The sequence below is a fragment of the Paenibacillus lutimineralis genome, assembly GCF_003991425.1.
Taxonomy (GTDB): Bacteria; Bacillota; Bacilli; order Paenibacillales; family Paenibacillaceae; genus Fontibacillus; species Fontibacillus lutimineralis.
Map to the genome: position 1 here is coordinate 4,119,857 of NZ_CP034346.1, position 24,719 is coordinate 4,144,575.

Annotated in this window: 16 protein-coding genes; 7 read left to right on the forward strand and 9 right to left on the reverse strand. The window is 47.0% G+C overall.

The annotated features are described in order from the left end of the window. Positions 1-51: 51 nt before the first annotated feature. On the reverse strand, positions 52-1,125 hold the full coding sequence (locus EI981_RS18170; protein ID WP_127000527.1) for a lactonase family protein: 1,074 nt from the start codon (positions 1,123-1,125) through the stop codon (positions 52-54). 271 nt (positions 1,126-1,396) lie between these two features. On the opposite strand from EI981_RS18170, the gene EI981_RS18175 reads away from it, so the two are divergent. Then, complete coding sequence (locus tag EI981_RS18175) at positions 1,397-1,762, forward strand: LytTR family transcriptional regulator DNA-binding domain-containing protein (protein WP_127000529.1); 366 nt, start codon at positions 1,397-1,399, stop codon at positions 1,760-1,762. A gap of 118 nt (positions 1,763-1,880) precedes the next feature. On the opposite strand, the gene EI981_RS18180 is transcribed toward EI981_RS18175, so the two are convergent. Beyond that, positions 1,881-2,882, reverse strand: coding sequence for an aldose 1-epimerase (locus EI981_RS18180; RefSeq protein ID WP_127004815.1), 1,002 nt, complete (start codon positions 2,880-2,882; stop codon positions 1,881-1,883). Positions 2,883-3,078: 196 nt separating this feature from the next. On the opposite strand from EI981_RS18180, the gene EI981_RS18185 reads away from it, so the two are divergent. From EI981_RS18185 to EI981_RS18205, 5 genes are all read left to right on the forward strand, one after another. Further along, positions 3,079-3,996, forward strand: a complete 918-nt coding sequence (locus EI981_RS18185; protein ID WP_127000531.1) for a C40 family peptidase — start codon at positions 3,079-3,081, stop codon at positions 3,994-3,996. Between the two features lie 187 nt (positions 3,997-4,183). Then, complete coding sequence (locus EI981_RS18190; protein WP_127000533.1) at positions 4,184-5,077, forward strand: molecular chaperone DnaJ; 894 nt, start codon at positions 4,184-4,186, stop codon at positions 5,075-5,077. A gap of 142 nt (positions 5,078-5,219) precedes the next feature. Further along, positions 5,220-6,272, forward strand: coding sequence for a LacI family DNA-binding transcriptional regulator (locus EI981_RS18195; protein WP_127000535.1), 1,053 nt, complete (start codon positions 5,220-5,222; stop codon positions 6,270-6,272). 133 nt (positions 6,273-6,405) lie between these two features. Beyond that, a complete protein-coding gene (locus EI981_RS18200) occupies positions 6,406-8,859 on the forward strand; it encodes a glycoside hydrolase family 94 protein (protein WP_127000537.1) in 2,454 nt (817 codons plus the stop codon). Between the two features lie 314 nt (positions 8,860-9,173). Continuing rightward, positions 9,174-13,568, forward strand: a complete 4,395-nt coding sequence (locus EI981_RS18205) for a family 10 glycosylhydrolase (RefSeq protein WP_127000539.1) — start codon at positions 9,174-9,176, stop codon at positions 13,566-13,568. 68 nt (positions 13,569-13,636) lie between these two features. Here EI981_RS18205 and EI981_RS18210 read toward each other — a convergent pair whose 3' ends face one another. Beyond that, positions 13,637-15,148 (reverse strand): DHA2 family efflux MFS transporter permease subunit, encoded by a 1,512-nt coding sequence (locus EI981_RS18210; protein WP_127000541.1) that lies wholly within the window; start codon positions 15,146-15,148, stop codon positions 13,637-13,639. Between the two features lie 321 nt (positions 15,149-15,469). Here EI981_RS18210 and EI981_RS18215 point away from each other — a divergent pair, with 321 nt between their 5' ends. Beyond that, positions 15,470-16,720, forward strand: coding sequence for a methyl-accepting chemotaxis protein (locus EI981_RS18215; RefSeq protein WP_127000543.1), 1,251 nt, complete (start codon positions 15,470-15,472; stop codon positions 16,718-16,720). 48 nt (positions 16,721-16,768) lie between these two features. Here EI981_RS18215 and EI981_RS18220 read toward each other — a convergent pair whose 3' ends face one another. From EI981_RS18220 to EI981_RS18245, 6 genes are all read right to left on the reverse strand, one after another. Beyond that, complete coding sequence (locus tag EI981_RS18220) at positions 16,769-18,952, reverse strand: alpha-galactosidase (RefSeq protein WP_127000545.1); 2,184 nt, start codon at positions 18,950-18,952, stop codon at positions 16,769-16,771. Between the two features lie 182 nt (positions 18,953-19,134). Beyond that, complete coding sequence (locus EI981_RS18225) at positions 19,135-19,797, reverse strand: GGDEF domain-containing protein (RefSeq protein ID WP_127000547.1); 663 nt, start codon at positions 19,795-19,797, stop codon at positions 19,135-19,137. A gap of 432 nt (positions 19,798-20,229) precedes the next feature. Next, entirely contained in the window at positions 20,230-20,871 is a 642-nt protein-coding gene (locus tag EI981_RS18230) for a hypothetical protein (protein WP_127000549.1), read from the reverse strand. Positions 20,872-21,048: 177 nt separating this feature from the next. Beyond that, complete coding sequence (locus EI981_RS18235; protein WP_127000551.1) at positions 21,049-22,185, reverse strand: response regulator; 1,137 nt, start codon at positions 22,183-22,185, stop codon at positions 21,049-21,051. 184 nt (positions 22,186-22,369) lie between these two features. Then, positions 22,370-23,005: a class D sortase gene (locus tag EI981_RS18240; protein ID WP_127000553.1), complete on the reverse strand. Its 636-nt coding sequence runs from the start codon at positions 23,003-23,005 to the stop codon at positions 22,370-22,372. A 430-nt stretch (positions 23,006-23,435) separates the two neighbouring features. Beyond that, positions 23,436-24,464, reverse strand: coding sequence for a DUF4349 domain-containing protein (locus tag EI981_RS18245; protein ID WP_227011489.1), 1,029 nt, complete (start codon positions 24,462-24,464; stop codon positions 23,436-23,438). Positions 24,465-24,719 lie beyond the last annotated feature (255 nt).

Genomic DNA, 24,719 nt, shown 5'->3' on the forward strand with positions numbered 1-24,719 from the left:
ACCTCTGGATCGCGGTCGCTCATCTTTGAATGACTTCGATCGGTTTTCTTATCAAAAGTGGACTGGTTTTACGCAGACGGGCTTGGATACTTCAGCCGTATGCCCGGTGAACGAGAGCTTGCCGCTGCTTCGATCGATTCTGAACAGAACCAGATTGTTAGAATCACGATTAGCGGCAAGCAAATGCTCGCCGTCTGGCGTAATAGCAAAGTGACGTGGATGTCCTCCCTCTGAGGAGACGAATTCAACCAACGTTAGCTTCCCGCTCTCCGCATCAATAGCAAATTGAACGATGCTGTCATGACCGCGGTTAGAACCATACAAGAAGCGGCCATCCTGTGAAATTGCTACTTCAGCCGTCGTATTCTCTCCTTGGAAGTCGGCTGGCAATGTCGATACTGTCTCCAGTTCAGTTAAGCTTCCGCTCTCCGCCTCAAAGTTAAACACCGTGAGAGAGGATCCTACCTCATTAATAGAATAAAGCCACTTCCCAATCGGATGGAACGCCATATGACGCGGACCACTAGCGGGCTGCATCATGGCTTCACTTCGGTACACCAGCTTGTCTTGCGCTTGATCTAGCTCATATACTTTAATTCGATCAAGTCCCAGGTCGGCAACCAGTGCAAAGCGATTATTCGGGCTGAATTGAACGGAATGCGGATGCGGACGATCCTGCCGTTCTGGATCTGCTCCATGACCTGTATGCTGCTGTACATCGGACAATCCGTCCACTGTGCCATCCGCTGCTATTTTGACCAAGCCTACATTACCACCATGATAGCCTGATACAGCCAAATAGCTGCTTCTATGATCGATCTGAATATGAGAACTGGATGGCTGGATCGTAAATCCACGATTAAGCTCTGTCAGCTTGCCCTGCATTGGATCAATGGAGTAAGAGACCACTTCCCCTATTCTCTCTTCATTCTCATTCTTCGTCTCAGCAATCGCATAGAGCTTTTTCCCTTGCTTGTCCACACTTACAAAGGTCGGATTCTTCAATCCAGCCGCACTGTCCAGACACTTCATCTCCCCAGTGGCCAAATCCAGCTCATACATATATATTCCAGGGTCGGTTGACTCGGCATAAGAACCGACGAATAACATTAATTTCTCTGACATAAGATACACTCCTTCTTCAATCAATAACGTCATCACATACGTCTTCTTATTTTTTCTCACTTTTGTCAAAAAGTCCAGCCCTATTCCCGGTTTGCTCCAAGATCGCTCAATAAGTCCACTTTCAATGTTCATATCGTTGCAACTTCATTAGGATGAAACCCAAAAAAATTAGAGCTAAAATCGTATAAAAGCAAAAAATCCCCTGTTCAAAATTCTTATAATATGATATACTGTAAGCGCTTCCACAACATCTTCTGAAGGGGGTTTTAGAATGATGACTGTCGGACTAGAGGAACGGGATGTTTATGAGGATCTTGATCCACATGACACGTATTTCTTCAAAATTGGAGGTCATGGCTTAGTTTGTTTTCATGGCAGAAATTACAGTATAAAAAAGAGACTCTCTGCCGAGCAAACCTCAACAATGATCTCGGATACTTCATTTTATCGGATTAGTACGAACTGCTATGTGAACCTGTTTAAAATTTCTGAAATTCGGGACAACATGCTCTTATTCCGGGATGAAATCCATGGAATTAAGACCATCACTGTTCCACGCAGGAATTTGGAACAAATCCGGCGCTTGCTTCCTCACAACAGAGACGCCCAAATCGACCAGATCCATCGGGTTGGATAGTGAATCTTGTTCTAAGGCACCGAGAAGCGAAGCGCAAAATAACAAACAGCCGGAAGGCGTCGCAATGACGCTCCGGCTGTTTGTTATTTTGCCGCTAATATTGCCAATAATAAAGTACTTATATGTCAGCAGCCTTCAAATAGATTCTTGCCGTCTCTTCCCAAATCTCACCTGGGGCCAGACTGAACAGACCGACTTCATCAGCAGGAAGATCCATATTCGGAGCGTTCACCAGATTGATCTGCGGTTCAGGACAAAAGAACTTGCCAGAGGCTCCATTATTCCAAATCATCCATTGCTTATAGGATGCGCCTACATCATATACCAGCGTAGCACCCAGCTTCGTATCGGTAAGTTCCATCCGGTTCCTTCCGTTTTGCGGCACAGCTGTGTAGTGGTTATCCATGGACGTGAAAAAAGGCGATACGCCGCTGCTCTTCATCTTCAGCTCGCCTTCTGAGAGTGCCTGATAATTGCCGGTTGGCAATTGACGTTCATTCAGTTCCCAGCGCTCTCCAATCGTCAGCTGCAAATAGCAATCATCCTCGGTGCTGTCCGGCGCAAATGGCGCGTTCACGGCAGTATGGAAGGCGAACAGACAAGGCATCTCCGTCTCCCCGTTATTCTTTACAAACAACTGCTGCGACAGCCCTTCCCCACTCAAAGAATATCTCAGTTTCACCGTAAATTTAAACGGCAAATATTGATACATCATATGCTGTTCATCGATCGTTGCCTTAACAACAACGTAGCTCTCCTCGGAGGTCTGACCCAGGTCCACAACTTCCCAAGCGCTAGTATGTAAATATCCATGCAGATGATTGCCTGTTGCCGGCTCATTGATTGGAAGCTGGTGTACCTTCCCTTTCCAAGGAAACTTGCCATCCTCATAGCGATTCGGTGGATAGAGCACCGGAATTCCGTGAACACCCGGATTGCTCTTGAACTCCCCCATCTGAGCTTCCTCAGGCTCGCGCAAGAAACGGTAACCGTTTTCTAAATCTCGAAAAGCAATTAAGTTGCCGCCGATTTCCGGCAATACAGCCGCTTCATAGTTGCCATATCTAAGCCATACTGCAGGCTCTCCATGAAATTCCCCTTTAAAGGCTTGATTATTCATCATTTATACGAAATCTCCCTTCCCTGCCAACTTGTCTGACTTGGTAAGGATTATACAGAATCGGACCATAAAAGTCACCCTCAATGCGCATAAAAGTCACTAATAATTACATACTTCAAATGACAGAAATATCACCTTGCTCTAATGACGGTTCTGTTACAAACAATACTATCAGAAATGGAGTGTTACACAGCTAATGATCAGACCTGCAAGTCAAAAAGCTCTTCTCTGTGCAGTGGCATTGCTTCTGCTTACTGCCTGTATAGGCTGCTCTAGACAGCCTGTGGGACCTAAGGTCTCCTCTGTGCCGAACCAAGCTACCCATGAACATCTGATTCGGGCCGATCTGGTCAAGGATACGAACGGAATCAATTGGATCCCACTGCAATCCGTTGCCAAGGATCTTGGCCTGCGTATCAAGGAGAAGGATGGAAAGGTCAAGCTTGGATATACGGATGCCATGTATGAACTGATGCCAGATCACTCTAAGGCCCTCTCTTACGGTAAAGAGATCATCCTCCCTGATGCGCCTATACGCCAGAACGGGAATATTTACGTTACGGCAAATTCACTATCCAAGCTGCTTGGAACAAAGGTACAGACCGATGGGCGAGATGGTCGTCACGTCAGGCTCGGACCTTTAAGCAGCGTCACTCCGGTCCCTCGTTCAACGGGTACGGGAGAGTCACAGAAAATAAACCGTTTTAATATTTTTAGCGTCAACGGAAACAGAGATGAACTCGTCACATATGCCAAGAAATTTATGGGGGTTCCTTATGAATTTGGGGCGAAGCCCTATGAACAATCGAAGAAATTCGACTGCTCCTCCTTCACTCAGCACATATTCAAGCAATTTGGTGAATCATTGCCAAGGTTAGCCAGAGACCAAGCTCAGCTCGGCATGTCTGTCACTCGCAACGAATTACAGAAGGGCGATCTTATCTTCTTCAGCGTACCTGGGCGATTCGCGAATGATAAAATCGTCGGACATGTGGGTATATATATTGGCAATGGCGAGATGATTCACACATGGGGAGATCCCGGTGTGCAGATCAGCTCCGTCGATAGTGGATACTGGAAAGAGCATTTGCTGTCGATGCGCAGAGTTTCTTAGATCATAATTTCATCATTATTTTGCATACGCCGGGGGTCTTATGGATAATAGACCCCTGGCTCTTCTATCGATGGGGAATGAATAAATTATGACCGGCATTTCCATTCATGCACAATTCACAGTATAATAATTAATAGAGTTAATCTCGTATTTACATAATCATAGTTCATAATTAGAGGAGATAATCATGAGTGATTTGAAGAAAGCCTATGAATTGCTGGGTCTCCCCGAAAATGCCTCACGGGAAGAAGTTGAGCGGGTCTTTGATATCGAATTAAAGAAATCGCGTTCCAAATCTGCTGAGCAAGACTTCGAGATGAAATTGAAGGCTTATAAGCTGATTACCGGTGCAGATGACCGCCAGAAGATTGAGGAGAAGAGTCGCGAACGATATCAGAAATGGGGCAGATTTGCCGGAACTGCAGAGAAGGTCGAAGAATTCTTCCGGATCTACAGAACCCATGTTATCGTTGGAATTATAGCTGTCATTGTTCTTACAGTTGCCACTGTCACCTTTGTCAACCATCGTCAGGAGCAGAAACGCCTGGCTGCGCTGCCTCCGATCGACCTGTCGATCATGTATCTTGGCAACTTTATGAGTGATATGGATAACGGCGGCGATGAAGGTCTGGAACAGGCTATGCTGGAGCAATTCCCGGAATGGAAGCGTCTTAAGCTGACGATGACTTACTTGCCTCCATCCGATCAGGCTATGGGCGGAGCAGATCTGGCTTACCAGCAAAAAGCGATGGCTATTCTGGCTACGGAGAAGCCAGATATCTACATTCTCGATCAGGCCTCCTATGACTGGATCGGCGGCAGCGGTGTTCTAGAAAAGCTGGATGAAGAGGCTAACGGCATTCTAAAACCGTTATTAAATGAAAATAACAAAATTATCGGCCGTGGTGAGGAAGATACCGAGGACCATGTGTATGCGATTGACATTACACAAAGCAAGCTTGCCGACCAACTTCCGCTCGGCAAACTGCAGATGATCGTAGGTCTCCGGGGAGGGTCGGAAAATCATGATAAAGCGATTCATTTCATAGAGCGTTATTTACAGGAATCTTCAACTAAATAATTACTTGCTAATATCCCGAAGTCACAAAAATTTCCGACTTCGGGATATTTTTATGCTAAGGTAAAATACGAGATTGATTTGCAGCCATTCTTCAACTAAAATAATGGTATAAACGCGCGTTTATAGAAAGTAGGGATCACTAATGCGCAGCGAAGATATCGCTAAATTAGCTGGGGTTTCCCGCAGTACTGTATCACGGGTGATCAACAACTATCCCAACGTTCCAGAAACAACCAAAGCCAAGGTACTCAGAGTGATTGAGCAGTATCAATATGAGCCTAATAGCTTCGCCCGCGCGCTAGCCGGTAAACGGACGGACACCATTGGACTGTTTGCGATCAGTATGAACGAGAAGGAGAATGCAACCCGCATTTATCAGAATAGTTATTTTGCTCCGATTGTCGATCTGGTTGTCGATACCGCCAACGCACGCGGCTTCTACGTACTCATTCATACGGTATACTCACCTGGGGACTTCCAAAAGATCAAGCAGGCCTTCTTGCAAAAGCGTATTGACGGCGGGATCCTGGTAGGAACCCAGAAGGATATCGAGCTTGTGCGCGAGCTGGTAAGTCAAGACTCCCCCCTTGTTCTGATTGACTATGACGTCTCAGAGATTATAGCTGAACGGTTGAACAAGAACCATTTGGCGATTATTAACTCGATGGACTATGAGGGGACAGCCGAAGCGATCGAGTATCTTATTGGCCTGGGACACCAAGAGATTGGAATCCTCAAAGGAAGGATGAGTACCTTCTCGGGACGGGAGCGCTATACAGCGTTTGAGAGTACACTGCTCAACCATGGCCTAACACTACGGCAGGATTACGTTCTCGAAGGCGAATTTCTGAAGGAAACTGCTTATGCTGAAACCGAGAAACTCATCAAGCGTGGCAAACTGCCAACCGCACTGTTCTGTTCCAATGATGATATGGCCATCGCCGCTATGGAAGCGTTCGCAAAACATGGGATTCATGTTCCCAACGATATCTCGATCATCGGTTTCGACGACACGCAACTCGCTTCCACGATTAGTCCTAAGCTGACCTCAGTCCGGCTGCCTATCGATGATATGGCTAAAAGTGCCGTGGAGAAGGTCATCGGACTCTGCAATAACGAAGAAGCTGGCTTCAGCAATGTAAGCTTTCCGACCAGGCTCGTCATTCGGGATTCCTGCAAGCTTACCGCTAGATAAAAAGGGCTAGTTCGTTGTTTATGCGGACTTCTTCCTCTTCCCTATTGAAGACAATAGGCATCTTGCAATGAAGAGGAAGATATTTTTTATGTGTTATTAACGCGCGTTCACACATTGAAGGGAGAGCATTGTTATGAAATTTGGACATTTCGACGATACCCGCAAAGAATACGTAATCAACACGCCGCAAACCCCTTACCCATGGATTAACTACTTGGGCAATGAGCAGTTCTTCGGGCTTATCTCCAATACGGCTGGAGGCTATACATTCTATCGCGATGCCCGTCTGCGCAGAATTACACGTTATCGCTATAATAACGTCCCTGTCGATATTGGCGGACGTTACTACTATCTACGTGATCATGACAATGAGGACTTTTGGACGCCTGGGTGGATGCCGGTCAAGCGGGAGCTAGATTTCTACGAATGCCGTCATGGTCTTGGCTATACGTCGATCACGGGTGAACGCGGCGGCATCTCCGTCAATCAACTTGCTTTCGTGCCGCTCGGATATAACGGCGAGGTTCATCGCTTGACTGTCAGCAACACCAGCGATAGTACCAAGACCGTCTCCCTCTTCTCTTTTGCCGAATTCTGTCTCTGGAATGCACAGGATGATATGACGAACTTCCAGCGCAATTTCAGTACGGGTGAAGTCGAGGTGAAGGATTCCGTTATTTACCACAAGACAGAATATCGCGAACGCCGCGACCACTATGCTTTCTACTCAGTCAATCGCAGTATCGATGGCTTCGATACGGACCGCGAATCGTTTGTCGGCCTGTACAATGGGCTTCATGAACCACAAGCAGTTATCGCAGGTAAATCGAATAACTCGATAGCAAGCGGCTGGTCTCCGGTCGGCTCCCATCAAATCAAGCTGACGCTAGCTGCCGGCGAAGAGCAGAGCCTGATCTTCATTCTTGGCTATGTTGAGGTTCCTGAAGATGAGAAATGGGAAGCCCCGAGTGTGATTAACAAGAAGCCAGCTGAGGCCATGATCACCCAATTCTCTACCAATGCCGCTGTCGATCAGGCGATGGATGATCTGGCTGCATACTGGGATGGGCTGCTCAGCAAGTACCAAATCGAGAGCCATGATGATAAGCTGAATCGGATGGTCAACATTTGGAACCCGTATCAATGTATGGTGACTTTCAATATGTCAAGGTCCGCATCTTACTTTGAATCTGGCATAGGCCGCGGCATGGGCTTCCGTGACTCGAACCAGGATCTGCTTGGCTTCGTGCACCAGATTCCGGAGAGAGCCAGAGAACGGATTCTTGATATCGTCGCGACTCAGTTCGAAGATGGCAGTGCCTATCACCAGTATCAGCCGCTGACCAAGAAAGGCAACAATGAGATCGGCAGCGGATTTAATGACGACCCGCTCTGGTTGATCTCAGGAACATCTGCTTATATTAAGGAGACCGGCGATTTCAGTATTCTCGATGAACAAGTGCCGTTCGATTCCAATCCGGATAATACGGCTACGTTGTTCGAGCATTTAAAGCGCTCCTTCTATCATGTCGTTAACAATCTTGGCCCGCACCAATTGCCGCTCATTGGCCGCGCAGACTGGAATGATTGTCTTAACCTGAACTGCTTCTCCAAAGAACCAGGTGAATCATTCCAGACAACAGCCAACATTGAAGGCCGTGTCGCGGAATCCGTCTTTATCGCTGGTCTATTCGTATTCGTAGGTCCGGATTTCGTGGAATTATGCCGCAGTCGTGGTCTGACTGAAGAAGCGACTGAAGCCGTGAAGCATATCGACACAATGCGCGCTTTTACGCTGGAGCATGGGTTTGATGGCGACTGGTTCCTGCGTGCCTATGATCACTACGGCGACAAAGTCGGCAGCAAAGATAATGAGGAAGGCCAAATCTTTATCGAGCCGCAAGGCATGTGCGTCATGGCCAGAATTGGTGTTGAAGGCGGTCAGGCGGAGAAGGCGCTACGTTCGGTGGAACAACGACTCGATACGAATTATGGTATCGTGTTGCAGCAGCCGCCTTATTCCAAGTACTACATCAATCTTGGAGAAATCTCCAGCTATCCTCCTGGCTATAAGGAGAATGCCGGTATTTTCTGCCATAACAATCCATGGATTATGATCGCAGAGACCGTGCTGGGCCACGGGGATCGGGCCTTCAAGCTCTATTCCAAGATCGCTCCGGCATATCTGGAGGACATCAGCGATATACATCGGACCGAGCCTTATGTCTATTCGCAAATGATCGCTGGCAAAGATGCCGTCCGCCACGGTGAAGCGAAGAACTCCTGGCTAACAGGTACAGCTGCCTGGAACTACGTGGCGATTACACAAGCGATTCTCGGGATTCAGGCTGACTTCACTGGCTTGAAGATCGACCCTTGCATTCCTGCTGACTGGGACAGCTTCAAGATCACTCGCGCGTTCCGCGGTGACACTTATGAGATCGAGATCCTCAACCCTGAGCATGTATCCAAAGGTGTGAAGAGTATTTCTATAGACGGTCAGTCTATTGAAGGAAATATCATCCCCCCTGCTGGAGATGGCGCTGTTCATAGAGTCAGTGTCGTGATGGGTAGTCATAACGATTAATTATATTTGTAACTCGTCACTCTTTGACGAAGTAGACAACCTGCAGAAATGCAGGTTTGTCTATTTTTCCATAAAATTTGAAATTCATATTGAAGAGAAATAATCCATCTGCTATAATCTGAAATGAAATTTCATTATACAATATATTTTTGGCATAATATTTCTAAGTGAAATTAACTTACACAACTTTGACACACCTATCAATTTGCTTCTCCTCTGCATTTGGATTGAACATCTATCACTATGGCAAGGGGGTGATCTCTAGCTTACAGTGCTCGGTTTCAGTTATCTGATCATTTGAAGGAGAGAGTTAATTGATCAATTATTCACGTGTGAAACGTAAGTTGACTATGGTCATCGTTCTTTTGCTGCTGCTGAGTTTATGCACTAATATTTTTGTAAGCGCTTCACAAAATGAGTCGAATTCTGCTGCACCAACCTATGCCCCCATTGTATATAAAAGTGAACCTTCCGATCTAGATCGAACAGAGCCCGCTGATCAAGTGACACCCCCTAGAGACACGAATATTGGGCCTCCCGCAACAGAGGAGCCCGACACAGGAACAAGTCCTGATGACTCAGACTCCGGCATAGATAGCCCTGCTCCAGAGACAGAAACACCGGAGGACCCCTCCCTGCCCACAGAAACCGAGGCCGCTGAGGATGGGAACAAACTAGATGAGCCTGCTGAACTCCTGGCCGAAGTTAGCAGCCTGGAAATCCAGTCCGATCGTCTCACGATGGAATCAGGAACAAGCCAGCAATTTACTGTAAGTTTCTATGACGAGAACGGTCAGGAAGTAAATGTAACTGATGGACTCGAATGGTCTGCTGATCCGACTATCGGCCGGATCGACAGCAACGGTCTATTTACCGCGAGTAGCATTATTGGCGAGGTCAAATACGGTTATGTGACAGTAAGCTATGGCGATTTGTCTGCACAAGCCCTCGTCCTCGTTGGGAAGATCGCTGTCGTTATTGAGGAATTCGAGTCCATGAAGCATAACGGAACCCCTGTATTGTCAGCGGGCCTGATTAATAGTACGTCGTCCAAGGTCGAATTGTCCAGCCGCCCTGAGCCCGTTATGTATGGTGAGCATGCAGCGAAGTTTACATACGACATGTCAGGCACCTCGGGAACTTCCGCCGCCTATGTCAACCTGCACAATCTGGATTCCGGAGACTTTTATAGGCCGCTCGAAGGCTATCCGACCAAGCTGGGGGTCTGGGTATATGGAGATCAGAGTGCCCATTGGTTCCGGGCCAGGCTCCGTGATGGAGCGAACGTCTTAAAAACGATCGATTTCACCACATCTGCCAACTTTACTTGGTCGGGGTGGAAGTATGTTACGGCGCCAATGCTGGCGGACCTTACTGGTCCGCTCAAGATCAGTGATCTGTACCTCGTTGAGACGAAGAATGAGAATAAGAATGCAGGTGTTCTCTATTTTGACCGACTCAGTGTCTTCTATTCGAATACAGATATACTAGGCATTGATCTGGAGGGTCTAACACCTATGAAAGTACATGAATCCAAGCAAGCCGAAGTCTATATCACAAAAAATAACAGCACAGCACCGGAACTTGTTCAGAACGGACTAAACTTCCTGAGCAGTCATCCGGAGGTAGCCTCCGTTGACAGCAATGGAATAGTTCAGGCCCACCGTACGGGTCAGACCACTATCGTTGCGCTGTATGGTACCGGACAACCGGCACTGTTCGAGCTCACTGTCACCGAAGATGAACCGCCGCTGGAATCGATCGCGATTTACGGACCCGAAAGCATTGAGCAAGGTCGAACAGATTACGTCAAAGTCCTAGCCCGGTACGCCAACTATCCTGACACGATCGATGTGACAAATACAGCGACGTTCACCAGTTCAGATTCTTCCATTGCCAGCATTGTAGGTGGCGGAGAAATTACAGGACATGACACAGGTACGGTAACCATTACCGCCGAGTATAACGGACAACAAGCGCATTATTCCTTGGAAATTATGGAGGCAAGGTCTGTGCTTGACAAAATCGTATTGTCCGAACTGAATGCGATGAAATTGGGCGAGCAGCAACAGGCTAAGGTAACAGCCAAGTACAATGTTCTTGGCCAATATCGCGAGGACTTAGACAAGGATGTAACTACAGACTCCACCTATAAAATCAGTAAACCGGCGGTTGCAGACATTAATGCCGAAGGAATCGTTACGGCGAAAAGTATAGGAGCGACAATGATAACAGCAACCTATCAAGGAAAATCACATAGTTATGTTCTCGTAGTTAATGGAGAGGAAATGATACCTAAGCGGGAGCTTCGGGCTGCCTGGATTGCCACAGTGGAAAATATCGACTGGCCGGCAAAAGGACCATTCAATGCGGAACAACAAAAAGCCGATTTCATTGCTATTCTTGATGAATTGAAAGAGGCTGGAATGAACGCAATCGTTATGCAGGTTAAGCCGACGGCTGATGCTTTCTATCCTTCAAAATTCGCCCCATGGTCCAAATGGCTGACTGGAGAACAAGGCAAAGATCCGGGTTACGATCCTCTCGCCTTCATGATTGAGGAGGCGCATAAGCGGAATCTGGAGTTCCATGCCTGGTTTAATCCTTATCGCGCAAGTATGGAGCCGGATGTCAACAGCTTGATTCCAGAGCATCCGCTGCGCCAACACGAGGATTGGCTGCTCACCTATGGTGGCAGGCTGATCATGGACCCGGGTATCCCTGATACCCAACAATATATTATCGACAGCATTATGGAGGTCGTACAAAATTATGACATTGATGCGGTACACTTCGACGACTATTTCTATCCATATCCGGTCGCAGGAGTGAATTTCCCTGACGATGCCTCCTATAGTAAATATGGAAATGGGATGAACCGGGAGGATTGGCGCAGACACAACGTGAATACATTGATTCAAAATCTATCAAAAGCAATCAAAGACAAGAAGCCTTATGTTCAATTCGGCATCAGCCCATTTGGCATCTGGAAGAACATCGATTCCGACCCGGAAGGTTCGAATACTAGAGGAACCGAGAGCTACACCGCGATCTATGCGGATACCCGTAAATGGGTACAGGAAGAATGGATTGATTATATCGCCCCGCAGATTTACTGGTACTTTAATTATGGTCCGGCCGCTTACGAGAATCTGATTGATTGGTGGGCGAAGCAAGTGGATGGCAAGAAGGTTCACTTGTACATCGGACATGGCGCGTATCGAATCGGATCGGATGATCCGAACTGGCTTGATCCTGATCAGATGCCCAACCAGATTCTGTTTAACCGGAATTTTGACAACGTTAAGGGGAGCATTTTCTTCTCAACCCAGAGTCTTCGTGACAATCCATTAGGCTTCAATGACAGGCTGCAGCAAGATTTGTACGCCTATCCTGCTCTCGTTCCAGAGATGAACTGGCTTGAGCAGAGCAAGCCCGCTGCGCCCACTGATATGACAGGTGCTGCTGGGGCATCAGGAATTCAACTCGATTGGCAGGATCCACAGGATGTAGTCGTATATTATGTAATCTACCGGAGTGTTGGTGATCAGGCTCCAGACATCAGTAATCCGGCTAATATTTATGATGAAGTACGAAAGATCTCCGGCAATCATCAACAATTTATCGATCATTCTGTAGAACCAGGTAAGACCTACACCTATACGATTACATCATTCAACCGGGCACATCAGGAAAGCGATTCAACTCAGCATGTTACTGTCGAAGCGAAGGAACTGGAACCGATTCAAGCCATCGAATTTGATAAAATACCAGCGCTATACACAGGCAAAAGCCATCAAGTGTCAATTAAAGCGATATATAAGGACAGAACAGAACATTTGACGATCAATGATCAGATGGAATTCTCAAGCAGCAATCCGGGAATAGCAACGATTGATGATCACGGACTCGTCAAAGCCGTTGCTGCGGGCAAAACAACACTTACTATAAAATATCAATCATTCTCCGCTTTACATGAACTGACGGTCTTAAGCAGCAGCACAGGTGGCGGCGACAATCCTGGCGGCGGTACTGGAGGCGGCGGATCGGGTGGGGGTTCAGGCAGCACTCCGTCAACACCACCATCCACGAATCCACCCACAGATCCGCTTGTTGAGGATACGGACAATAACCAAGATCCAGGCAGGGATAGCTCTGAGGAGTCCTTAAACGTAACCTTATCTGATATTTCCGGTCACTGGGCTGAGATATCCATTCAACAGGCTGTTCAGCAAAAATGGATTAATGGTTATAACGATGGGACGTTCAGGCCAAATCAACCCGTGAATCGCGAACAATTTGCTGTGATGCTCAGCCGGGCACTGAAGCTGGAAGGCAGCGGAACGGATATCTCCTTTGCAGATGCCGACAAAATCGCTGCCTGGGCAAGACCTCACATCGCCAGAGTGCTAGAATCCAGCATCATCAACGGATATCAGGATCATACCTTCAGACCGAATCAACAGATTAACCGGGCGGAGATGGCCGCTATGATCGTTAGGTCATTAGGCATAGAACCTGATTCAAAGGCAGATCTGCCCTTCTCCGATGCGAACACGATTCCAGCATGGGCCAGTCCGTATGTGGCCGCAGCCTATCATGCAGGCATCATCCAAGGTAGGAGTAATCAAGCATTTGCTCCAAGGGAAAATGCTACCCGTGCGGAAGCCGTCATTATGATCTTGAGAATGCTGCAGTATACGGAGTAATGCGGGTGAAAAGCTGAAAAAAGCCCCTGGTTGTTCAAATAACCAGGGGCTAAGCTTAGCCTGATAGTTCATGCTCTTACCGGCTTGGCAGCAATCTCCTCAGCGCCCTTCTCTCCGCGATCGATCTTCACCTTGCGAATGAAGAAAGACAGAATGAAAGCAACGGCTGTAATCCCTGTAGCAATGACAAAGGCATAATCGATACCATTAATCGTCGCTTCCTTCGTTATATGCGCCAGTTGCTGAGCATTGGCCGGATCCTTCGGATTAATGCCGGCAGCGATGATTTGCGCCGTCACCTGGCTCTTCGTTCGTGTCGTCATTACCGATACGAGCAGTGCTGTACCCAAGGCCCCCGCAATCGTCCGCAATGTGTTGGACATCGCCGTACCATGCGCGTTAAGCTTGGCAGGAAGCTGATTCAAGCCAGCTGTCTGAATCGGCATCATCAGGAGCGACATCCCGAACATCCGCACAGTATACATCAGCAGCAGATGAACATAGCTTGTACTGTCCGTCAAATAACTGAATTCCCAGGTTGTTACGATCGTGATTCCTAAACCGACGACTGCTAGCAACCTAGCTCCAATCTTGTCAAAGATTATACCCGTGATCGGTGACATGATCCCCATCAGCAAAGCTCCTGGCATTAGCAACAGACCTGCCTGTAGCGGGGTAAAGCCGCGAATGTTCTGCAGGTATATCGGCAGCAATATCATCGCGGCATATAGCGCCATCGTCACCACCACATTAATAACTGTCGTCAAGGCGAACATATCGTATTTAAACACTCTGAATTCAAGCATAGGATGCTCGCTCCGAAGTTGACGTATCATAAACAGTGTCAGAGCAACAACTCCAACGGCCAAAGTGGTAATAACTACACTGGAACCCCAGCCCTTGCTGCCCGCTTCACTGAAGCCATACAATACCCCACCGAAGCCGATCGTAGACAGAATTACCGACAGCTTATCCAGCTTAGGCCGTGAGACCTCCGTCACATTTTTCATAAATATAATACCCAAAAGAATGGACAATAGCGCAAACGGTAAAATGATCCAGAACAACGTATGCCAGGATTGGTGCTGAATCACCCACCCGGACAGCGTCGGTCCAAAGGCCGGAGCGAAGTTCATCGCGATCCCCATCGTCCCCATGGCCTGTCCACGCTTCTCAATCGGGAATATTGTCAAGAACACGACGACCATCATTGGCATTAAAATACCTGCACCGGCAGCCTGAATAAGACGTCCGACTAATACCATGGCAAAACTTGAACCTATTCCGCACACGACCGTTCCTAGTGCAAATAAACTCATCGCCGAAATAAACAGTGATCGTGTAGTGAAACGCTCCATTAAATAGGCACTCACCGGAATTAATACCCCGTTAACTAACATAAATCCTGTCGTCAACCATTGAATTGTCGTCGTCGTTACATTAAGATCGGCCATCATTTTCGGCAAGGCCACATTCATCAAGGTTTGATTTAAAATAGCAACAAACGCCCCGATCATCAGCGCCATCACAATCGGCCATCTTTTGAATGGCAGTCCTGCTGTCTGTTCTTTATTGCTCATCAGTAGCTCCTTCTCTCATGTTGTCAGAAATTCAATAGTTCTTCGTTGGGTATCAAACATCTGATTCAAGTCATTCTCGCCTAATATATCTATAATGCCTGAAACAGGCCTTGTATATTTCAATTCCGTTAAACGCTCCACTTCCTTTCCTTTCTCAACAATACATAATATGACGGATCTGCGGTGAAACAGCGATATTCCATAATAACCCGAAGGTTTCAAAGATTAGGAGAAATCATATAATTCGTTGTATCCCCTTTCACAACTCGATGATATAATTGTGGTAGGATTATCCTAATTTACAAGGAGGTCATTATCCCTATGTCATGGTTCAACAGACTACCCCTTAATCAGAAGATTACAGCAGCATGTTATCTTGTGGCCGCACTTTTTGCCGTTCCAACGCTTATAGCCTTTATCTTGGTTGGCAAAATAGTAGTCGGAATTTGTGTAATCGCTGTCTTAGCGGGACTTACTTATCCATTTACTCGCTATCTGCAGACCGCGCTTACTAGTTCCTTCGACGATATCTCGAATGCTTCGGCGAGGATTGCCAAAGGAGATTTCACAAGCCGAATCATGGAATCGGGGGGAATGGAGAACCTTAATCGTTCCTTTAACAGTATGGTGGACAAGCTGCGCAAGATCCTCCAGGAAACTTCGGACATCACCCGCAAGGTTATGGACTCCAGTCGATCCATCTCGGACCGTAATGAGGAACTCGTTGAGGTAATGAGCCAGGTCGCTCTTTCGTCCAATGAACTTGCCCTTGGAGCGAACGAAATATCCGAAGACGTAGGCGGTATGAAGGACTCTATTGGTGAAATCGAGACGAAGGTGAGCAATTACGCGGAGTCGACCCACGTAATGAACGAACGTTCCTCTGAGATGCTGAAGCTTGTGGAGAAAGGCCGGGATTCCGTCGCCATGCAGGCCGTGGGGATGAAGAAGAACATCAATGCTACCGAGAAGGTTGCTGAATCCATCGATGCGCTGGCCCGCAATGCCAAAGGTATCACCAAAATTACGGCAACGATCTCCGAGATCGCCGAGCAGACGAACCTGCTCTCACTCAATGCTTCTATCGAAGCAGCGAGAGCCGGGGAACATGGTGCAGGCTTTGCCGTAGTTGCACAGGAAGTACGCAAACTAGCGGAAGAATCGACTACTTCTACGAAGGAAGTATTCAACCTCGTTAGAAGCATTGAGCAGGACGTTCAGCACGCAAGCCAGAATATCAAGATTAATGAGGAAGTCGTACATCAACAGAGCGAGATGATCCGGGAAGCAGAGCAGATCTTCCAGCAGATCGTGCAAAGTGTTCAATACATTTCTGAACAGATCGCTGCCTTCACGCAAGAGAGCGAATCCATGCTGGAAAGTGCTCACAATATCTCATCTTCGATTCAGAACATCTCGGCTATTACCCAGCAGTCTGCCGCAGGAACGGAACAAGTATCTGCCTCGATGAACGAACAGATCAATTCCGTTCAAGCACTGGCGAAGGACATTGAGGAAATGAAAAATTCCGTATTCCAGCTTCAGAAGACAATACATATTTTCAAATTTTAATAACAATAAGGGCCTCACTCCCGATGGGAATGAGGCCCTTTCTAATTGTTAACATCCGTGCAAATGGATAACTCTACTCGAGAAATCCCCTTCCAGTAACATGGGGAGTCCCGCTGACATCAATCGATCTCCCCCATAAACTTCCTCGCTTCCCTCCAGGTGATAATCACGCTGCGGATCAAGCCCCTCGAGCTTTGTATAATGAATCGGACCATTAGGCTCTGCCAATACTTGATAATAGAATAGCAGCGCTTCCGATTGATCTTCGCTCACGAACATCCATGCTGTCATTTGACCTTCAAAGGGACTTTTTAACCGGAACATATCACCTGTCTGAACAAGAGAACGCCTACGCTTATAGTCAGCGATCTGCGCTTTTGCGATCTCCTTCTCTTCAGCTGTGAATTTGCTCAGATCCAGCTCATACCCGAAGTTCCCTGACATAGCGACATCCCCGCGGAAAGCCAGTGAGGTGATCCGGCCGACCTGATGATTTGGCACAGCCGACACATGGGCACCCATCGTAGATACCGGGTATACGATGCTGGTACCATACTGGATCTTCAAACGTTCGACGGCATCCGTATCATCACTGGTCCAGGTCTGAGGCATATAGTAGAGCATACCGGGGTCAAAGCGTCCTCCACCGCCTGAACAGCTCTCGAACAAAACATGCGGGAATTGGCTCGTAATCCGCTCCAGCAATGCATAGAGTCCCAGCATATATCGATGAGCGGTCTCCGCTTGCTGCTCCGGCAAAAGCGCCGCGGAGCCAATCTCGGTCATATTGCGATTCATATCCCATTTAACGTAGGAGATGGGTACATTCGATAATAGATCGCTTAGCCTTTCATACAGGTAGTCCTGGACATCTATTCTAGACATATCAAGGATAAGCTGCTGTCTAGCCTCGGTGCGGCGACGGCCGGGAACATGCAGACACCAGTCAGGGTGGGCCCGGTATAGCTCGCTGTCTGGCGATACCATCTCAGGCTCGAACCATAGGCCGAATTGCAGGCCGTAGCTCTGAACACGTGACGCCAGGTCCCCTAGACCTTGCGGCAGCTTACGACGGTCCTCATACCAGTCTCCTAATGAACTATTATCCGAATCTCGATGCCCAAACCAGCCATCGTCCAGCACGAACAGCTCAATACCGAGCTCCGCACCTGCCTTGGCGATATCCTCAATTTTATCAGCATTGAAGTTGAAATAGGTAGCCTCCCAATTGTTGACGAGTACAGGACGCTCCGCATCGCGATGCTGTCCCCGGCAAAGTCGGGTCCGGTACAATCTGTGATACGTCCGTGACATTCCACCGATCCCATCCGCCGAATAGACCATGACCACTTCAGGAGACTGGAAGCTCTCGCCCTGCTGCAATCTCCAGCCAAAATCAAACGGCTGAATTCCCATAGAGAATCGTGTAGTTCCATATTGATCTACTTCTGCCTGAGCCAGAAAACTTCCGCTATATACCAGACTGAATCCGTATACCTCACCTTGATGTTCATTCGCATCAGGTCGAAGTAAAGCAAAGAATGGATTCATATTGTGTGAGCTGGCCCCTCTGCGGCTGCCGATCGCCGTAATTCCTTGGGCAATTGGCTTCCTCACGATATGACGTTCTCTCGCCCAGGAACCATGCAAATACAAGCTATCGAATTGATGATCCGGGAAATCAAGCGATACGCTCATCGTCTGCCCCAGGTTGATCTCTCCCTGTCCTGCATTTTCAAATTTGACGGATCTTGTAATCGCATCGATATTTGCAAATACGCTGTAACTTAGTGTGACAACAAGACCTGAGTAATTGTCATGCAGATCAAGCTCAAGCGTCTCCGCCTCATCCTGCTGTTCCACATAGACGGCAGGCAGCCCCTCCAGAGCAGGCTTGCCTTGGATAATCCGATGTGTTCTGTACAACAGCTCAGTAATACGCGTGCCATCGGACAGTGTAACCTGGTAAGCAGGATAGCGGAAATCCCCGGTCCCATACTGAGGGTATTCCTGGGGGAGAGCATCCAGTGACAACGAAGGATCACCCGGCAGGCTCGGACTGAAGGAAGCCCGTCCAGTATGTACTAGCATTCCGTCCAGATTACTGTTCTGACGCAGCTTTTTCCCATAGTAGACATGTGCTGCATATCCCCGTACCAATTGAATCACATAACTTGAACCCAGCGTCTGTAAATGAAAGATTCCCTTCACTTCATCAAAAAAAACAGGCATGTCGGCTCCTCCTAAGTATCGTTCAATACTGTGCGCACTCCCTTTATTCTACTATGCAACCCTGCCGCCGTAACGATAATAAAGTGATCTGGTATATGGACTTTTGTGTTATTTTACAAAAATAAAGACAGAACCTGGAAAGTCCCGCCTTGTTTTAGAGCCTATTATTCAATGTCATAAGTTCAATTCGCGCTGCTCTTCTTCTTAGACAACCGGATCGTCTCTACTTTGCTTACCTCTCTGATCTTACCGCTCTTATAGACAGTATAACGATTCTTGCCCATTCGCTTGGCCCTATACATAGCAATATCCGCTTCCTCCTGCATGCGGCGCTGCTCAGCATGCTGTCCGTCCGCCATGCTGATACCGATACTTCCGGTAATTGCGATATCCCGCCCTTCGATATAGTAAGGTCGGCATATTTTGCCTAATATTAACCCAGCGAGAATTTCGACCGTATCTTGATCACAATTTTTGAGAATGATGAGAAATTCATCGCCGCCGACTCGATAAGCTTGTTGATGCTTGTTCGTTACCCTCCTCAAATCTTTGCCAACTGCGCGAAGCAGCATATCCCCCGTATGATGGCCGTATGTATCATTCACTTCCTTGAAATAATCGAGATCAAGGCTCATGACCACCAAGTTTCCCTTGCCATTATACTTCTTCCAGAAGCGATCCAACCCATTGCGATTATATAGACCGGTGACCGTATCCCGATAAGCAAGACGCTTCAATCTGGAACGTTCGCTGAAGGTAGCATGTAGGCCGATGCTTATTAGGACTAAGACGATAGCGATAGTGACGTACGCCCAGTCTGGAATATTATCAAATAATGTACTCATTCGTATCACCAACCAAATCTATTTTCCACTCAGGGTATGTAATGTCCGTATTTCCAACTGCACTTTCTAAATATACAAGTAAGAACGATCCAACTCAAGCAATTGTTGCAAAAGATGTTACTTTGTCCGTATATCGAGGGTGAATTGCAACAAATTCTACAATTTTTCGTTAACTCCATAGGATAATAACTTTTCCGTGTAGTTATATTAGCATGGTTCATACTCTTAAAGACTTAAGACATCAGTAGGATAAACCATAATCTTAAGCGTACACAACAAGGCTCTACAATTTCTCTACGAATAGAAAAGACGCCTGTTCCATACCTTGACCCTTCAGACCGCCAAGCAGTCTGATCTTCGATCAAAGCCCGGAAAAAGCGTCCACTTTGCCCTTCAACCCCTACACCTTTTTACGAACTTACATCATACAACTTAAACTTTTTCCTTATCCAAGCTGACAATCTCTTTACAGATGGCTGCCAACTGCTTGCACACTTCTTCAATCTGCTGATTTGTCGCCTCATCCAGATTGTCGAGGATTTCATCCGCTCTTTTGATCGCATCATCAAGGCTAACTGAATCTAGAGAGTTGTGTTCAGAAATAGACATACTCATTCCCCCGCGGTCAGCCAAGCTGCAAGCCAGCGGCTGATCATTATTTAAGGTGTAGAACCCATAGAATTTGCGATTATTTACCGCCCTGATTAACCAGTGGAAGAAGTCATGCAGTTCCTCATCGACCCAGTCTCCTCCCTGCAGGTAGAGCTCCCGCATATAAGTAATTTGCATCTTTTGCTGCCCGTCACTCGAGAAATGTACAGTGTTGTTGAATTGATCGGACTCCAGGGTAAATCGAAATGGCCTTTCACGTAAAAAATAAATATCCAGATTATAAAAAAAGGCTGGCCCTCCTGGAGTGGCAACCACGCCAACCAGATTGCCTTGACAGTTGATATAGAACCCTCTGCAGTAATGAATGGTAGTTCTGCTCATGCTTTTGTACAATTTAATTTCTGTCAGAGAGTCAAGATCAAGGCCTATAGACTCATCTCTGAAATTTCTGATGATATTCATACTCGTGGACTCTCCTCCTCAAACATGCAATTGTTCACTCCTGCGAGCCCCACTGTCAGAAGTATATAATTTACGCCTATACAATTTCTGAACACATATGGAACAGATAAAAAAAACAGCGAGGCTCACTCCTCTAATATTAGGAACCTCGCTGTTGTTCTGGCAGCCTTGACCCGCCTAGTGTTTCAATATTTGATTGCTCTCCTGCCACACCTTATACCATTCCGTTATGTAATCGCTCGGCGCCTCACCAAGCTCTTCCTCCAGCACCGATTCCAACAATTGATATTGACGATGCACCATGGCCGGTTGCTGCTCGGAATAGATGACCATCAGTTGGTAATATGCCCTCTCTTCAAGAGAGTCATGGAAGATAATATTCAGATAGCTGGCAGCCGCTTGTTCCAAAGCACCATTCCGATAGTGCCAGTCCCCCATATCATAGCTAAGTTTAAGCCACTGGCTTTTGTAGCGTTGCCGTTCACTCTCCGCCCACCAATAATCGTATTCTTGCAAGTAATCTCCGGTATACAGCTTTGTCAGCTCTTGATATAAATCTATCGAATCCGCGGTTAATGGAGGAAGAGTACCTATTCTACGATCCCATTCATTAATGTCCAGAACGATCTGATTCAAATGCAGGACATAACCCTCGGTGGTATTCGCAATTTGAAAACGATCTTTATAGGGCTCTAGCGCTTTGCGTATATGATATACCGTAGTATACAACTGGGAATAGATTTTCTCAGAATCGTGATCCTGCCACAAAAGATCAATCAGTACGGACTTGCGGACCAGTTGTTCACGATGCTGCAATAAATAAAGAAATAATTCCTGCGCTTTGGAGGTACGCCATTGCAACAATGACATATTGCCGATCTCACCCACACTAACCTGACGGAAGACATTCAAATGAATATCTCCACTATGTATCACGTGTGATTTCGCCCGGAGGTTTATCCGTTGCCTGATTCTGTCCAGCGTCTTGATCAATCGCTCCGTCTGTACCGGCTTCACGATGTAGTCAAGCGCATTCAAGTCAAAGGCTTGTACGGCATATTCATTATATGCGGTTACAAAAATAATATTTAAATTTGGTTTCTTCTCTAGCAGCTGGTCAGCCAATCGAATCCCATCGAGCTCTGGAAGACTAATATCCAAAAATACGGCATCAACATCCCGATGCAAAATCTCGTCGCGGGCGATCAATGGATCCGTGTATTTGCCGACGATTTCGATATCGCCAACTTTAGATAATTGCCGCTCGAGAAATTCCAGGGCCAGCTTCTCATCATCCACGAGGATCATTCTCATGGTAGGATCATGCTCCTTACTGGTTGAATTAACGGTATTCTACTAAAAAGTATATCATATGAAGCTTAATCGCTAATATCGAGATGGACGGATATACTTCATATTAACGCTAAATGTGTCTGAAAGTTGCACAAAAAAGACAAAAAACGCCTGAATAGGCGTTTCCCCTAGCAACAATTTCACTTCATGACATCAATTTAGCCTGTATGATAAGCCGATGGGTCGATACATTCAACGGAGTGCATGTGATCAGAGTTAATAAGCTCTCATTCCCATCGCTGCTTAACACAGATACATCGGTTGGCTCAACAACTAAAATATTATTAACCTCATAAGTATATACCTTGTCCCTGGTATGAATAATGACCTGATCTCCAAGCTGAACCTCATCAAGCCGGTTGAACAGTCGACCGGTCGTCCTGGCGCGATGGGCCGCGATCGCAGCATTGCCGAGTGAACCGAGCGAAGCCGTGTCGGATAAATGTACGGAAGAAGCCCGCATATTCTCCATCGTCGCTCCTTCCAAAATCGGCAGCTTCACATCGATTGACGTAATCTCAATAATTCCAAGCAATCCTTCCTCATCAGGAACAGAAAGCGCACTTACTTCAGTCCCATCGTCCTCCGATGCTGATCCTTCCTCTAAGAAGCCTGACAGCTGTTCATAGCTGGAAATTAGACTCGGATCGAGCCGGGCTTCCCGGTGCTCCGCGGCCTGCAGCAGTCGCTCCTGTTCGCGGTCAGCATACCACTCTATAACTCTCGGCGCCGCAATCACCATTACGCCAAGTACAATAAACAACCACCATAGCTTGCGCATTCCCCTTCACTCCTCTGCTCGAATCTGGTTGGTGGAATGGTTATACCTTCTCATCTACCTTGGGAGAAAATAGAAGAAAAGGTATAACGCTGAGGTCAAATATCCAATTGCCCCTGTGTTCGCTTGGATCAGCAGGACTATTCGCTTAGTTGACTCCACCTAAGGCGATCCCCAAATTCCAATGCTGAAAACCAGCCGCCTTAACGAAGCAACTAACCCTACAGTCCTCCCATCAGATTTGTTCGCAGCATGAGTGCTCTGGCATCCGCTTGCCGAGTCCATAGTTCTAACCTTTTTCTAGCAATGGAACCCTTGACAATACGTTTCTATGTTCTCAATAGCTGCACTACTTCTGGGGTACCACGCTGATCATACGGCGACAACATTATATTACTTAGAGCAGCTATACAAATTCTCAACACAGATATATTTACTTCGTATCTTCGTCTTCATCAGGCTCGGAGATCCGCTTAACAGAATGATTCTTTTCAGTAACTGAAGATTGTTGATTTTCCGGCAGAGACCCCACTGCTTCCGGTTGATGTGCATGGGCTTCCTGCTCATCTGAAGTTGGAATCGCTCGATGAACGTAGTTTCTGCTGTGCCTTGCTCTGGTTCTTATCGCTCTTTGTAACAACCATACGATGGCAAAAATAATCCCTGCGATCACGATTACAGGAACCGCTCCAGCAAGAACAACAACTAGCCATTCGAACATGGCCGAGACCACTTGAATGCTGCCGTTTAGCGATTTTCCCGCTCTTTCCAGCAATGAGGGCTTCTCTTGGCTAGCATTTTGCAAAAGTTTTACATCGGGCTGGTACAAACGGATTTCAACGGTGGAGAAAGAGACATTGCTGTCGAGATATCGCATCCGCCCTTTGATCTGTTCAATCTCAGTCTGAATCCGCTCAAGTTCATTGACATACTCTACAAGCTGGCTGGTCTTCGTTGCCTCATCTATGAACTTGAGATACCTGGCTTCCATCGCTTCCTTTACCTTCAGGCGGGATTCCAGGTCTACATATTCTTCGGATACATCCTGCCCTTGAATGCTGCGCTGCAAAGATTTATGGTCTAGCTTCTCAAGTTGTTCCAAGAAGGAGGAGAAGCCCGTGGAAGGAACCTTGATCGTAATGGTTCCCCCCTGCTCTTCAAGAGAGCGATTCTCTGAAAAATCAACGATATATCCGCCAGCCAAAGTAACCTGATCTCGGATTTCCGATTGCGCCTTGTTATAGTCATCTACCTGCATTACGACATTCGCCGTGTAAATCAATTTTTTATTCATGCCCGCTAACATATCTACAGCTTGAAACCCGGAGCTTCCTGTATCCCCGGGACCTTTCGGGATAGACTGCAGGTCTCCGCCTTCACTTTGCGGGACTGACTCAGCGGCCATAGTGTTCATGCTGGTCGCCTTATCCGCTACAGCAAAGTTGTCATCACTCCGCGCCATTGAATCGTTTTGTGATACCTTGGCGCTCCCGCATCCGCTTAATAACAATAACGATAACAGAAGCAATACTGCCGCTTTCCAATTCCCCCATTTGTGCATAACCATGCCCCCATACTCTTTTAATAGTTCGGTTCAGTCAAATCTCTATATCAACTTCATTAAGACCGACCTTATCAATCTTGACGGAGGGATAATATGGAATGTTGCGCAAATACTCCCTGATCAATTTAAGTTTTCCTTGGATAGAATAAGCCC

Excerpts from the sequence above, each read along its gene's own strand:
- EI981_RS18170 (WP_127000527.1), bottom strand. The coding sequence starts at position 1,125 with ATGTCAGAGAAATTAATGTTATTCGTCGGTTCTTATGCCGAGTCAACC.
- EI981_RS18175 (WP_127000529.1), top strand. The coding sequence starts at position 1,397 with ATGATGACTGTCGGACTAGAGGAACGGGATGTTTATGAGGATCTTGAT.
- EI981_RS18180 (WP_127004815.1), bottom strand. The coding sequence starts at position 2,882 with ATGAATAATCAAGCCTTTAAAGGGGAATTTCATGGAGAGCCTGCAGTA.
- EI981_RS18185 (WP_127000531.1), top strand. The coding sequence starts at position 3,079 with ATGATCAGACCTGCAAGTCAAAAAGCTCTTCTCTGTGCAGTGGCATTG.
- EI981_RS18190 (WP_127000533.1), top strand. The coding sequence starts at position 4,184 with ATGAGTGATTTGAAGAAAGCCTATGAATTGCTGGGTCTCCCCGAAAAT.
- EI981_RS18195 (WP_127000535.1), top strand. The coding sequence starts at position 5,220 with ATGCGCAGCGAAGATATCGCTAAATTAGCTGGGGTTTCCCGCAGTACT.
- EI981_RS18200 (WP_127000537.1), top strand. The coding sequence starts at position 6,406 with ATGAAATTTGGACATTTCGACGATACCCGCAAAGAATACGTAATCAAC.
- EI981_RS18210 (WP_127000541.1), bottom strand. The coding sequence starts at position 15,148 with ATGAGCAATAAAGAACAGACAGCAGGACTGCCATTCAAAAGATGGCCG.
- EI981_RS18215 (WP_127000543.1), top strand. The coding sequence starts at position 15,470 with ATGTCATGGTTCAACAGACTACCCCTTAATCAGAAGATTACAGCAGCA.
- EI981_RS18220 (WP_127000545.1), bottom strand. The coding sequence starts at position 18,952 with ATGCCTGTTTTTTTTGATGAAGTGAAGGGAATCTTTCATTTACAGACG.
- EI981_RS18225 (WP_127000547.1), bottom strand. The coding sequence starts at position 19,797 with ATGAGTACATTATTTGATAATATTCCAGACTGGGCGTACGTCACTATC.
- EI981_RS18230 (WP_127000549.1), bottom strand. The coding sequence starts at position 20,871 with ATGAATATCATCAGAAATTTCAGAGATGAGTCTATAGGCCTTGATCTT.
- EI981_RS18235 (WP_127000551.1), bottom strand. The coding sequence starts at position 22,185 with ATGAGAATGATCCTCGTGGATGATGAGAAGCTGGCCCTGGAATTTCTC.
- EI981_RS18240 (WP_127000553.1), bottom strand. The coding sequence starts at position 23,005 with ATGCGCAAGCTATGGTGGTTGTTTATTGTACTTGGCGTAATGGTGATT.
- EI981_RS18245 (WP_227011489.1), bottom strand. The coding sequence starts at position 24,464 with ATGGCGCGGAGTGATGACAACTTTGCTGTAGCGGATAAGGCGACCAGC.